A 12,518-nucleotide genomic window follows, 5' to 3' on the forward strand; every position below is an offset into this window, starting at 1 on the left:
TGATTTAGTTTGCTGCTATCGACGCCAAAACGCAGGGAAGAAGAGTACCATTAGGGTCAAGATCTCTAACCTGCCCATTAACATACCGATGCTCAACACCCACTTCGCGGCATCGGGTAGTGGGGCAAAGTTTCCAGTTGGCCCTATGACATTTCCCATCCCGGGTCCAACGTTCGCCACTGCGGTGATCGCACCAGAGATACTCGTGATTGGGTCGAGTCCCATTCCACTTAAAATACCAGCAATCATAATGATAGTGATAAAGAACATCAGACCGAAAGCAACCACTGAACGAACAATGTCATCATTGACTGGACGTTGGTTGTATCTCTGAACAAAGACGCCAGAAGGGTGTACAAGCTTCATCATCTGTTTATTGAGAAGCGTTCTGGCGATTTGGAAACGAAAGACTTTAATACCACCAGAAGTGGAGCCAGAGCACGCTCCAGCCATCATTAAAAAAGCAAATAGCGTGGTAGGGAGTGCACCCCAAGCGGTGAAATCTTCTAAGCCAAAACCGGTGGTTGTTACCACGGAAACGATATTGAACATGGCTACCCGCAAGGCATCCATCACACCGTAGCCATCGCGGATCACCAGCCAAGCACTAATGATGATACTCGAGATAAGAAACAGGTAAGTAAATCCTCGAACTTGTTCATCTTTCGATAATGGCTTTAGGGTCTTTTTCTTCATCGCGGCAATGAATAGTAGGAAAGGCAATCCGCCCAAAAACATAAATAGGGTTGCAACCCAGTGTGCGCCGTTGGAGAAATGATTCATTGAGCCATCAGAGGTAGAGTACCCCCCAGTGGACAATGTCGTGAAGGCATGGTTAATCGCCTCAAAAATACTCATTCCAGTGAATAGATAAGCAACTAAACAAGCCAAGGTAAGGGAGAGATAAACCAGCACGATGTTTTTGGCTACCGTTTTGGCTCTCGGGCTGCTTTTATCTGACCAGTCCGATGATTCGGTTTGGAATAGGCGCATACCGCCAACGTTTAGCATCGGCAGTACGGCGACGGCCATAACGATAAAGCCGATCCCACCGAGCCATTGCAGCGTCGAGCGCCATAGCAAAATACTTGGCGCCATATCATCAAGCCCACTTAATACCGTCGAGCCAGTGGTGGTAATGCCGGACATGGTTTCAAAGTACGCATCGGTGAAACTAATGTGGTTGATGAACACGAAGGGCAGTGCGGCAAACGCGCTTGCTATTGTCCAGACAAGGCTTGTGATGAGAAACATATCACGCACGCTGAGGTGAAATTTCTTCGTACGCCCAATGGATAGGCACAAAAAAGCCACAGCGTGTGTGATTAAAAGAGACTGACCAAACTCAAGGAAACCACCGGTACCCGAAAAAAAGGCGACCAAGGTGGGGATGTACATAAATAGGGCAAGTTTTGACAGCACAAGCCCTATTACAAAAAGTACCGGACGAAAGTTGACCATCACCTAGCCTCACTTATAGGAAGAACGGACTCGGTTGGAACAAGGCCTCTACGTCAGTCACGTATTTCTTATCGACCAGGAACATCACAACGTGGTCGTCTTGTTCAATCACAGTACGGTCATGAGCGATTAATACCTCTTCACCACGAACAATCGCACCGATAGTCGTTCCCGGTGGCAGTTTGATATCGCCAATCGCGCGACCAACGACTTTGGAGGTGGTTTCATCACCGTGAGCGATCGCCTCAATGGCTTCTGCCGCTCCACGACGCAGTGAGGATACGTTCACAATGTCAGCTCGGCGAACGTGAGTAAGCAGCTCTGAAATGGTCGCTTGCTGTGGAGAGATCGCGACATCAATGACTCCCCCTTGTACAAGGTCAACATAGGCACTGCGCTGAATTAACACCATGGCTTTTTTCGCACCCATGCGCTTTGCTAACATAGCGGACATGATGTTCGTTTCATCTTCATTAGTGAGAGCGATGAACACATCAACTTGGTCGATGTTCTCTTCATTGAGGAGCTCTTGATCAGCCGCGTCGCCACAAAAAACGATGGTGCCTTCAAGCTCTTCAGAAAGCCTTTCCGCTCGCTGATAGTTACGCTCAATTAACTTAACGCTGTAGTTCTGTTCTAGACGTTTGGCCAAGCTTGAACCGATGTTACCCCCACCAACAATCATGATGCGTCGATAAGGTTTTTCTAGCCTCTGTAGCTCACTCATGATGGAGCGTATGTGATTACTTGCGGCAACGAAGAATACCTCGTCATCGGCTTCAATGATGGTTGTGCCTTGTGGGCGAATCGGTCGGCCTTGACGGAAAATGGCTGCCACACGCGTATCAATATGAGGCATGTGTTCACGTAGTGCGGATAGTGCATTACCCACCAAAGGGCCGCCATAATAGGCTTTCACCGCCACTAGGCTGACCTTCTCTTCAGCAAAACTCACCACTTGCAGAGCACCCGGATATTGAATCAGACGCTCAATATAGCTGGTCACAAGCTCTTCAGGCGCAATCAAATGATCGACGGGCACGGCGCCTGATTGAAATAGGGCTTCTTTTTCGTTGAGGTATTCAGGAGAGCGAATTCGAGCGATGCGATTAGGTGTATTGAACAGGGTGAATGCAACCTGACAGGCCGCCATATTGGTCTCGTCCATATTGGTTACCGCAACCAACATATCGGCATCTTGTGCCCCCGCCTCTCGCAGTACATCGGGGTGACTAGCGTGACCATTGACAACGCGCAAGTCGTACTTATCCTGCAGCTCACGCAGGCGCTCACTGTTTTTATCAACGATGGTGATATCGTTGTTTTCACCCACGAGGTTTTCAGCCAGAGTACCGCCAACCTGACCTGCACCAAGAATAATGATTTTCATCTATTGCTCTCTTGAACGTAAACAAAGCCACCCGATAGGGTGGCTATAAATCCTTGTTAATTATGCACTCTTTTTAAGTACAGCATAGTAGAAGCCATCCATGTCGTCTTCTCCTGGCAGAATTTGTCGCCCAGGATGTGACGCGTCACTCCCAATCAGCTCGACACCATCGGTACGCTCAAGGAAGGCCTTCACTTGCTCAACGTTCTCTTGTGGCGTGATTGAGCACGTCGCATACACTAGAGTTCCGCCTGGTTTTAGCTGTTGCCACATAGCATCGATGATTTCGCTCTGTAGCTTAGCTAGAGCCTCAATGTCATCGGCGCGACGCAGCCACTTGATGTCTGGGTGGCGTCGAATCACACCGGTTGCTGAACAAGGCGCATCAAGCAGAATACGATCGAACTTATCACCCTGCCACCACTCTTGTGGGTAACGAGCATCACCACAGATCACGTCAGCTTTAAGGTGCAGACGGTCTAGATTGTCATACACGCGATCTAGGCGAGCTGGGTCTGCATCAATAGCCACGACTTCAGTGTCATTAGTGTGCTCTAGGATGTGGGCTGTTTTGCCACCGGGAGCGGCACAACAATCAAGAATTAGCTCACCTTCTTGCGGCTGCAAGTAATCAACGGATAACTGAGCGGCAGCATCTTGAACTGACACCCAACCACGGTCAAAACCAGGAAGTAGAGTGACATCACAAGGTTTCGCTAATTTTATCGCGTCCGCTGCTTGCGGGTGGAGAGTGAATTCAATGTTTTCATCATTGAGGTACTCAATGTATTGCTCACGGGTGTGGTGTTGACGGTTGACGCGCAGCCACATAGGCGCTTTGTTGTTGTTAGCTTCAACAATTTCCTCCCACTGCTGTGGATAGTGTTCTTGAAGCAATTTGAGCAACCAGTTCGGGTGACCGTACTTACCCGCATTATGACTTGTGGCCATCTCATCAAGCGCTTCTTGATTACGCAGGTAGTTACGCAATACAGCATTGATTAATCCACGTAGGTTTGGACCACGCAGGGTTTTGGTCGCTTCAACGGTTTCAGCAACCGCTGCATGAGATGGGATGCGCATGAAGCTCAATTGGTAGATACCCACCAAGATCAGGTGATGGAACACACGCTTTTTCCCTTTTAGGGGGTTATCCATCAGTTCATTGGCAATCGACTCTAAGCGCGGAAGGTAACGTAATGCGCCGTAGCAAATTTCTTGCAGTAGGGCATGATCACGAGGTCTGATGGTCTTTTGTGCCGCAGGTAGTGCGTGTGAAAGGGATTGGCCTTTGTCGACCACTTGAAAAATTACGTTTGCGGCAGCTGCGCGAACATTCATAGTGAGTACCTTAAATTAAGGGAGGGCATCTCTGCCCTCAAAATGTACGTTATTCACTGCATGACAGTGAATGAGTAGCGTTAGCTGAGTTGAGAACCAACTTCGAACCAGCTTGCTCTTGAGTTTAGGATGTCTTGAACCGACATCGCTTTCTTTCCAGGCACTTGTAACTGCTCTAGCACGAGCACACCATTACCAGTGGCCACATAGATACCTGTTTTGTCTGCTTGGATGATCGTACCTGCAGGCTTGTCCGTTGCTTGTTCGGCAACGCGGCTTTGCCAGACTTTGATACTATTGTCTGCTGCAGTGAAGTGGCTCATTGGCCATGGGTTAAAGGCACGAACACATCGCTCGATGTGCGTTGCTTCGTCACCCCAATGAATACGAGCTTCTTCTTTGCTGAGTTTCTTCGCATAGTTCGCTAGCGCATCGTCTTGCTTTTCAGCCACTGCTGACCCATTTGCAATATCAGCTAAACAGTCGATCAGTGCATCAGGACCGAGCTCAGCGAGCTTTTCATACATTGAAGCGCTGGTGTCTGTCGCTTCAATAGGCAGGGTGGCAATTTTCAGCATGTCGCCAGTATCAAGACCAATATCCATCTGCATAATGGTCACACCAGTCTCTTTATCACCGGCCCAAATAGAGCGTTGGATAGGCGCAGCGCCACGCCAGCGCGGCAAGATAGAGCCATGTACGTTGATACAGCCAAGTTTTGGCGTGTCGAGTACGGCTTGTGGCAGTAATAAGCCATACGCGACGACAACCATGATATCAGCGTTGAGATCGGCAAGAGCTTGCTTCGCTTCATCTGATTTAAAGTTCTCAGGTTGGTAAACGGCGATATCATTTTCTAGCGCGATCGTTTTTACCGGGCTTGCCGTTAGCTTCTTACCGCGTCCAGCTGGACGGTCTGGTTGGGTGTAAACCGCGATGACTTCATGCTCTGAAGACAACAACGCCGCCAAATGACGGGCGGCGAAATCGGGAGTACCAGCAAAGACAATTTTTAATGGCTTGCTCAAGGTAATGCTCCTTTGTTTGTTAGGCTCTGCTTGATTGCTTTTCGTTAAAGCGCTTGATCTTCGCAAGTTTATCTTGGATACGCTTGCGCTTCAGTGGTGAAAGGTAATCAACAAACAGTTTGCCCTCTAAATGGTCAAGCTCGTGTTGAACACAGATAGCCAGTAGGTCGTCAGCTTCAAAAGCGAACGCTTTGCCATCACGATCCAGTGCTTTCACACTCACTTCAGCTGCGCGAGGCACTAGGGCACGGGCACCAGGTACCGACAGACAGCCTTCTTCAATGCCATCTTCGCCACGCTTATCTGTGATCTCAGGGTTGATAAGCACCATCGGCTCATCACGAGTCTCAGAGATATCGATAACAACAATACGCTGGTGGATATCAACCTGCGTCGCCGCTAAGCCGATACCTTCTTCTGCGTACATGGTCTCCAGCATATCATCTACGATTTTCTGGATTTCAGGAGTCACTGCCTCGACAGGTTTTGCCACTGTGCGAAGACGATCATCCGGGATACTTAATACATTTAAAACAGCCATAAACACTCGAAATATTGAACTGTGCCGAAACAGCACGACGCTTGTTGGGTCAATTCTAGACATTTTATGACCTAAATGACAGCATCCAACAGCGTTAATTCGGAATCTAGGACCAAGGGAATTAGCTCATGAAGCGATACTTACGCCAATTTGTGGCGACCACTTTCGCATGTTTGCTTACCCTCTCTCTGTCTTTGGGAGTTGAAGCGAATGTATTGTCCATTAAGCAAGATGCGCCCAAGACTTACACCGTCATCAAAGGAGATACTTTGTGGGAGATCTCCAGTTTGTATCTTGATAGTCCGTGGCTTTGGCCTCGTTTATGGCAAATGAATCCAGAGATAGAAAACCCTCACCTGATTTACCCAGGCGACAAACTGAGTCTGGAGTGGCGCAATGGGCAGCCCATGTTGACCTTGAAACCCATGGTTAAACTGAGTCCTAAAGCGAGAAAGCAGGCTAAGCCGCCGATCAAGGCGGTTCGTGAAGAGTTGTTCTTACCCTATCTTAAATCTCACCGATTGCTTGATACTCAACAGCTGCATTCTGCTGAGCGAGTGGTTGGTGCCAGTGATGGTCGCCGTTATCTGACGGATGCCAATCTGATCTATATCTCCGGTCAACAGCCTCCCTCTCGTTGGGGTATCTATCGAGAGATGCGCACCTTTGATGTTGATGGACGAGAGGTAACGGCTTTAAAGAAGATAGCAGAAGGAGAAGTGGTGACTTCGGATGAAGAGCTATCAGCGTTATCGGTATCGATTCAGTATCAAGAGATCATGGCAGGGGATATTGTTTTGAGTGATATCGGTACAGAGGAAGCTTTACTCAACCCTACCTTTTATCCGCAGCCTGGCCCCTCAGGTTCAGTGAGTAAAATATTAGGCTCTTTAGAGGGCAGTCAATACTCTGGTTCTAATGATGTAGTGGTGGTTTCTGGCGGTCGCGACCAGGGCTTTGAACAGGGCAGTATGTTTCAACTGTATCAAAAAGGTGTGTCGAGTAAGCTTGAGCAGCACCAAGATAAACAGTATCAACTCCCCAGCGTTGCTGTTGGATATTTGATGGTCATTCGCCCATATCGTGACTACAGCTTGGCGTTAGTGACACAAGCAACGGCGCCAATTGGTATCGATACTGAATTGATGGCCCCTAACCCGGAAGGTACCCACTAATGAAAGAGCAAGAACTAGCGGCTTGGCTAGCCCTTTCATTGACCCCAAGGTTGCGGGCAAAAACGTTTGAAAAGATAGTCAGTCTTGATGCGCCAAAACAGTGGCTATCAAGGTCAGTTTCTGAGTTGCAGTCCGTGGGCTTTACTGCGGCGCAGATAGATTATTTAAAACACCACAGCGAAGCGAAAGTAAACGCTTTGCTGCAGTGGAAAGCGTCGAATGACCATCACAATATTGTGACGCAGCAAGATGAGGCCTATCCGCCACTACTCAAACAGGTTTCAAATCCACCGAGAGTATTGTTTGTTAGTGGCCGTCTGTCCGCTTTGTCGACAACACAGATTGCCATGGTAGGCAGTCGACACGCAACGATTGATGGGTTGAATCTGGCGAGGCAATTCGCCAAGCAGTTGGCAGAGAACCAATTGACCATTACCAGTGGTTTAGCATTAGGTATCGACGGCTATGCCCATCAAGGCGCGCTTGATGCTGGAGGCTGCACTGTTGCCGCTCTTGGGTCTGGGTTGGATTGCCTCTATCCAGCGAAACATCGTGCGCTCGCAGAGCAAATTGTCTCAACGGGTGCACTCGTCTCAGAATTTCCCCCCGACACGCCTCCAAAAAGAGAGAACTTTCCTCGTCGCAACCGTATTATTAGTGGCCTATCTACCGGAGTATTAGTGGTTGAAGCGGCGGAAAAAAGTGGCTCTTTGATCACTGCTCGATATGCGGCAGAGCAAGGTAGAGATGTCTTCGCCATACCTGGCTCTATTCATCTTCCTACCTATAGGGGTAACAACCAACTGATAAAAAACGGTGCCTGCTTGGTGCAAACGGTGGATGACATTTTGTGTGAAATTGACACTCTAGTGCGTTGGACTCAGCAAGCGGTGGCGCCATCGTTGCTTGATCCACATGAAAACTTGCCCGCAGATACACAACAAGAATTGCCATTTCCTGAACTGTTCGCTAACGTAGGATTAGAACCGACGCCTATTGATATTTTGGTGAGTCGGACCCATATACCAATACAAGAATTAATGAATCAACTTCTTGAGCTCGAGCTGCTTGGTGTGGTGACTTCCGTCCCCGGTGGTTACGTTCGTTTAGGGGGAGGCAAACGATGATGATGGACATTTTGATGTACTTGTTCGAAACCTATGTCCATAGTGATGCAGAGTTGCAAGTCGACCAGGACGAACTGGAAGATGAGCTACTCAGAGCGGGTTTTCAAGATAAAGACATCTATAAAGCGCTGCAATGGTTAGAAGAACTCGCCTTGCTGCAACAAACGGATGAACACGCGGCTATTGCCTCAGGTGATATACGTTCGACTCGCATTTATACCAATAAAGAAGCCGATCGCTTGAACCTAGAGTGTCGAGGCTTTTTACTGTTTCTAGAGCAAGTTGGTGTCATGAAACCAGACATACGCGAGATGGTGATCGATCGCGTTATGGGTCTAGAAACCAATGAGTTTGAACTGGAAGACTTGAAGTGGATTGTCTTGATGGTTCTGTTTAATGTTCCAGGGAATGAGAACGCTTATACGCTAATGGAAGAGCTTTTGTATTCAAAAGAGCAGGGTATTCTCCACTAGTCATTTGTTATGAGCAGTAAAATCGACAGCCAATTATTCTCCGCCCACGAACATGCACTAGAGCATGAGGCGTGCCCCAAATGCCAAGAGAGCGGTCGCTCAGGTGAGCTTGAGCTGCGTAATGGTAAGCACGGTGCGTTCTTGGGCTGCAATCAGTATCCTCAATGTGACTATATTCGCCCGCTACACCAAAATGATGGGCATATAGTGAAACATTTAGGGGTGGCATGCCCTAAATGCGAACATGAGTTGGTGCTGCGTCAAGGCCGTTACGGGATGTTTATTGGTTGTAGTGATTTTCCTAACTGCCACCATATAGAATCCCTCACAGCGCCGCAGGATGAGCAAGAGCCAGAGCAGATTGCTTGCCCTGAATGCCACAAAGGGCATTTAGTTGAGCGTAAGACCCGCCATGGTAAATCTTTTCATGCTTGTGATGCCTACCCGAAATGTCGCTTTGCTGTGAATTTTACGCCGGTGGCAGGTCGTTGTGAAAAGTGTGGTTTTAGTTTGCTGGTGGAAAAGAAACGTGCAGCTGGCAACGTTCTGTTGTGCGCTGATAAAAAGTGTCAGCATCAGCAATAAGTGCAGATTTAGTTGCTAAAAAAAGGAGCCATTGGCTCCTTTTTGTGTTTTCTCGATACTGCTATTAGTGCTGAGCGGCAAACGCATGCACTGCAGGGTAAGCCTCTTTATCCAGCTCTCTCGCCAGTGCGACTAACTTAGTCACGAGCTCTTCATTGCTGTCGGCACAAACATTAATATGACCCATTTTGCGGCCAGGGCGCTTGTCTTTGCCGTACCAGTGAATATGACAGCCTTCCATTGCAAATAGAGAGGTTGGTAGGGAGTCTTCACCAAGGATGTTAATCATCGACGTTTTGCGAATCAGTTTGGTGCTGCCAAGTGGCAGGCCGCACACTGCGCGAAGATGATTTTCAAATTGGCAAGTTACAGCACCTTGTTGAGTCCAGTGACCTGAGTTGTGTACACGTGGTGCGATCTCATTCACCAGCAGTTGTCCATCGACATCAAAAAACTCGAGTGCCAGAACACCAACGTAATCTAGACTATTCGCAACGGCAGTGAACATCGCTTTTGCCTGCTCTTGTAGTCCGGCATCTTCGATTGCTGTCGACAGAGAGAGAACACCATCGGTGTGGACGTTTTCAGCCAGTGGGTAGACCTCCACTTGTCCATCTTTGCCGCGAGCGCCAACAAGAGAGACTTCACGGTTGAAGGGAACAAACTCTTCAGCGACGATTGCTTGAGTGCTGGTCGCAGCAATGCACGCTTCCATCTCTGCCCAGATTGCTTCTACTTGGTCTGCAGATTTCAAACGCCATTGACCTTTACCATCGTAACCACCAAGCGCACTTTTCAGTACCATTGGCATGCCAACGTGTTCAATCGCTTTGGTGAAGTCTTCGCGACTGCTAATGACCGCGTATTTGGCATTTTTTACGCCGGCGTTATCTAACAGTGCTTTCTCTATGCGGCGATCACCGCCTGCTTTAATTGCATCGGTGGTCGGTAGGAACTTGCCACTCTGTTCGCAGACATCAAGAATATGATGTGGAATATGCTCAAACTCTGCAGTGATCACATCCGCTTGCTCAATCGCATTTTCTAAGCCATGGCCTAGTACAGCTTGAGTTAGAGGGTGAACGATGTTTTCACTACCGACATCGAATGCACTGATATTGATATTGAGTGGCGCACCTGCAAGCGACATCATGCGTGCAAGTTGGCCAGCTCCGAGTACAAGCACTTGCATTGATTAATCCTCAGCAGGGTTTGGGTTTGCCAGAACAGTTTCAGTCTGCTCAGTGCGGAATGCTTCCACTTTTGCCATCACTTCTTCGTCATGCGTACCGATGATTTGAGCCGCAAGAATGCCGGCATTTGCCGCGCCTGCTTCACCAATCGCCAAAGTACCAACAGCGATACCTTTTGGCATTTGCACGATAGACAGTAGAGAGTCCATGCCTTTAAGAGCACGAGACTGAACAGGAACACCTAGCACAGGAACGCTAGTAAATGCTGCTGCCATACCTGGAAGGTGCGCCGCACCGCCAGCACCAGCGATGATAACTTTGATACCACGCTCCTTAGCACTGTTCGCGTAGTCAGCCAGTAGTTGAGGAGTACGGTGAGCTGAAACCACTTTGGTTTCGTAAGGTACGCCAAACTGATCCAGCATCTCTGCTGCTAATTTCATTGTTGGCCAGTCTGATTTTGAACCCATGATGATGCCGACTTTCATCTCTTGCTCCTAAATAATCACAAAGTGAGGTGGTAAAGTAGAATTTGAGCGCATTATACGAGTATTTACGCCTCAAGCAAACGTTTGCGTGGGGCGTTTGGCAAGAATAGTATTTGCACTCTTTTGTCAGTCATTGCAAAGTCTCTATTCTAGTGTGCAATATCGAAAAAGGGAGTCACGACGTGGATAATTTAACATTGGCGATCGAAGCCTTGCAGCAGGGAGAGGTCATCGCTTATCCAACCGAGGGAGTGTTTGGTGTTGGTTGTGATCCAGATAATGCAGAAGCGATTCAAAAACTACTTAATGTAAAGCAGCGCCCAGTAGAGAAGGGCTTAATACTGATTGCGGCTGAGTTTTCGCAATTGCAGGACTATATCGAACTGTCACAGCTTACCGATCAGCAGCTAGATGCGATGAAAGCGAGTTGGCCTGGACCAGTTACCTGGGTTGTGCCTGCAAGTAATAAAGTAACAGACTGGGTATCTGGACAATTTGACTCTGTTGCTGTGCGTGTTACTGATCATCCGTTGGTGCAAGAGCTTTGTCTCGCATTTGGCAAACCGATCACCTCGACGAGTGCCAATTTGACAGGGCAGCCTGCTTGTAAGACCTATGATCAAGTTAAAGAACAGTTGGGAGATACCGGTGTGACTTTGGTAAAAGGTGAAACTGGAGGTCGAGATAACCCAAGTGAGATTCGCGACGTCAAGACCGGGCAGGTTTTCCGTCAAGGATAAGGTTCAACAGTAAAGTAAAAGAGATCAACCCAAGTAAGGAAAGATTGGTGGTAGATAAAGAAGCGGTAAAGAAGTTCTTGTTGTCATTGCAAGACGAGATATGTCGCCAGCTTGAGCAAGCGGATGGTGCTGGGCAGTTTGTTGAAGATGCATGGACACGAGAGCAAGACCATCGCTTAGGCGGTGGGGGACGCAGCCGTGTGATGAAAAGCGGGGCTGTGTTTGAGCAAGGTGGCGTCAATTTCTCACATGTCACCGGTGGTGAGATGCCTGCCTCAGCGACAGCGCATCGCCCTGAGCTTGCTGGACGTAAGTTTGAGGCCATGGGGGTGTCTTTAGTGATGCATCCGCATAATCCATTTGTTCCTACTTCCCACGCAAATGTGCGCTTCTTTATTGCAGAGAAAGAGGGAGAAGCTCCAATCTGGTGGTTTGGCGGTGGTTTTGACCTTACTCCTTTTTACCCTTTTGATGATGATTGCACCCATTGGCATCAGACCGCTAAGTCTTTGTGTGATCCTTTTGGCGACAAGGTGTATGCCGATCACAAGCGATGGTGTGATGAGTACTTCTATTTACCACATAGAGAAGAGACTCGTGGTGTGGGGGGCTTGTTCTTTGATGACTTAAATCAATGGGGTTTTGATAAAAGCTTTGCTTATATGCAAGCCGTCGGAAATGGATACTGCCAAGCCTACTTACCTATTGTTGAGCGCCGTAAATCGGTTCCTTATTCAGAGCAGCAACGAGAATTCCAGCTTTATCGTCGTGGTCGATATGTAGAGTTTAATCTCGTTTATGATAGGGGGACGCTGTTTGGCCTGCAAAGTGGGGGGCGAACTGAATCTATTTTGATGTCGATGCCTCCGCTTGCTCGTTGGGAGTACGCGTATCAGCCACAGCCTGGATCAGCGGAAGAGCGCTTAACAACCCAATATTTGAAAGCCCAAGAGTGGCTAGCACAATAAATTAAGGA

At 48.3% G+C, this 12,518-nt stretch carries 13 protein-coding genes; 6 read left to right on the forward strand and 7 right to left on the reverse strand.

The window, feature by feature from the left end; genetic code table 11:
• Positions 1-15: 15 nt before the first annotated feature.
• From GT360_RS00380 to def, 5 genes are all read right to left on the reverse strand, one after another.
• Positions 16-1,461: a TrkH family potassium uptake protein gene (locus GT360_RS00380; RefSeq protein WP_164647013.1), complete on the reverse strand. Its 1,446-nt coding sequence runs from the start codon at positions 1,459-1,461 to the stop codon at positions 16-18.
• A 13-nt stretch (positions 1,462-1,474) separates the two neighbouring features.
• Positions 1,475-2,851 carry a Trk system potassium transporter TrkA gene (gene trkA / locus GT360_RS00385; RefSeq protein WP_164647014.1) on the reverse strand — a complete coding sequence of 459 codons (1,377 nt, stop codon included), beginning with the start codon at positions 2,849-2,851 and terminating at the stop codon, positions 1,475-1,477.
• Between the two features lie 60 nt (positions 2,852-2,911).
• Positions 2,912-4,192 (reverse strand): 16S rRNA (cytosine(967)-C(5))-methyltransferase RsmB, encoded by a 1,281-nt coding sequence (gene rsmB / locus GT360_RS00390; protein ID WP_164647015.1) that lies wholly within the window; start codon positions 4,190-4,192, stop codon positions 2,912-2,914.
• Between the two features lie 80 nt (positions 4,193-4,272).
• Positions 4,273-5,220 carry a methionyl-tRNA formyltransferase gene (gene fmt, locus GT360_RS00395; RefSeq protein WP_164647016.1) on the reverse strand — a complete coding sequence of 316 codons (948 nt, stop codon included), beginning with the start codon at positions 5,218-5,220 and terminating at the stop codon, positions 4,273-4,275.
• Between the two features lie 19 nt (positions 5,221-5,239).
• The gene (gene def / locus GT360_RS00400) at positions 5,240-5,761 is read right to left on the reverse strand and encodes a peptide deformylase (protein WP_164647017.1); all 522 of its coding nucleotides are present in this window, start codon (positions 5,759-5,761) and stop codon (positions 5,240-5,242) included.
• Positions 5,762-5,889: 128 nt separating this feature from the next.
• Between def and GT360_RS00405 the strand changes: the two genes are divergently transcribed.
• Genes GT360_RS00405 through GT360_RS00420 form a run of 4 tightly spaced genes read left to right on the forward strand, consistent with a single transcriptional unit; the run spans position 5,890 to position 9,121 of the window.
• Positions 5,890-6,936, forward strand: coding sequence for a LysM peptidoglycan-binding domain-containing protein (locus GT360_RS00405; RefSeq protein WP_164647018.1), 1,047 nt, complete (start codon positions 5,890-5,892; stop codon positions 6,934-6,936).
• Positions 6,936-8,063: a DNA-processing protein DprA gene (dprA, locus tag GT360_RS00410; RefSeq protein ID WP_164647019.1), complete on the forward strand. Its 1,128-nt coding sequence runs from the start codon at positions 6,936-6,938 to the stop codon at positions 8,061-8,063. Before GT360_RS00405 ends, dprA begins: the two co-directional genes overlap by 1 nt.
• Complete coding sequence (locus GT360_RS00415; RefSeq protein WP_164647020.1) at positions 8,060-8,536, forward strand: DUF494 family protein; 477 nt, start codon at positions 8,060-8,062, stop codon at positions 8,534-8,536. The genes dprA and GT360_RS00415 overlap by 4 nt, the downstream gene beginning before the upstream one ends.
• Positions 8,537-8,545: 9 nt before the next feature.
• On the forward strand, positions 8,546-9,121 hold the full coding sequence (locus GT360_RS00420) for a DNA topoisomerase family protein (protein WP_164647021.1): 576 nt from the start codon (positions 8,546-8,548) through the stop codon (positions 9,119-9,121).
• Positions 9,122-9,185: 64 nt separating this feature from the next.
• Here GT360_RS00420 and GT360_RS00425 read toward each other — a convergent pair whose 3' ends face one another.
• Both GT360_RS00425 and purE read right to left on the reverse strand, forming a co-directional pair.
• Positions 9,186-10,313: a 5-(carboxyamino)imidazole ribonucleotide synthase gene (locus GT360_RS00425; RefSeq protein ID WP_164647022.1), complete on the reverse strand. Its 1,128-nt coding sequence runs from the start codon at positions 10,311-10,313 to the stop codon at positions 9,186-9,188.
• 3 nt (positions 10,314-10,316) lie between these two features.
• The gene (gene purE / locus GT360_RS00430; RefSeq protein WP_164647023.1) at positions 10,317-10,802 is read right to left on the reverse strand and encodes a 5-(carboxyamino)imidazole ribonucleotide mutase; all 486 of its coding nucleotides are present in this window, start codon (positions 10,800-10,802) and stop codon (positions 10,317-10,319) included.
• A gap of 182 nt (positions 10,803-10,984) precedes the next feature.
• Here purE and tsaC point away from each other — a divergent pair, with 182 nt between their 5' ends.
• Positions 10,985-11,542, forward strand: a complete 558-nt coding sequence (gene tsaC / locus GT360_RS00435) for an L-threonylcarbamoyladenylate synthase type 1 TsaC (protein ID WP_164647024.1) — start codon at positions 10,985-10,987, stop codon at positions 11,540-11,542.
• Between the two features lie 47 nt (positions 11,543-11,589).
• Entirely contained in the window at positions 11,590-12,510 is a 921-nt protein-coding gene (gene hemF / locus GT360_RS00440) for an oxygen-dependent coproporphyrinogen oxidase (protein ID WP_239502569.1), read from the forward strand.
• The last annotated feature ends 8 nt before the right edge of the window (positions 12,511-12,518 follow it).

It is taken from the genome of Vibrio astriarenae (assembly GCF_010587385.1).
GTDB classification, from domain to species: domain Bacteria; phylum Pseudomonadota; class Gammaproteobacteria; order Enterobacterales; family Vibrionaceae; genus Vibrio; species Vibrio astriarenae.